The sequence below is a fragment of the Mesorhizobium sp. GbtcB19 genome, from assembly GCF_019091085.1.
GTDB lineage: Bacteria > Pseudomonadota > Alphaproteobacteria > Rhizobiales > Rhizobiaceae > Mesorhizobium.
On the sequence record NZ_JAGXJY010000412.1, the window covers coordinates 1 to 244 of the forward strand.

Sequence of the window (244 nt, forward strand, 5' to 3'; positions counted from 1 at the left end):
GGGTTCCGTTTGGCCCACGCCTTGCGGGGAGGACGTGGCGGCCATTCCACTTGGGCGCAAGGTGCCATGCGCCCCCCGCAACCTACCCGGGCGGTGGGCCGGAAACAGCCCTCGAAGGTTTCCCCTCGCCCCGCCCCTATTCGGTTTTGCTCCCGGTGGGGTTTGCCGGGCCCCTTCCGTTGCCGGTCGCGCGGGGGGCTCTTACCCCCCCCTTTCCCCCTCACCGTGGCGGTTGCCGCGGCGG

Annotated in this window: 1 other RNA gene; it reads right to left on the reverse strand. The window is 72.1% G+C overall.

Features of this window, described 5'->3' with window-relative positions:
- Window positions 1-29: 29 nt before the first annotated feature.
- An RNA gene (gene rnpB / locus KVT37_RS32610) (RNase P RNA component class A) lies at window positions 30-244 on the reverse strand; the annotation flags it as partial.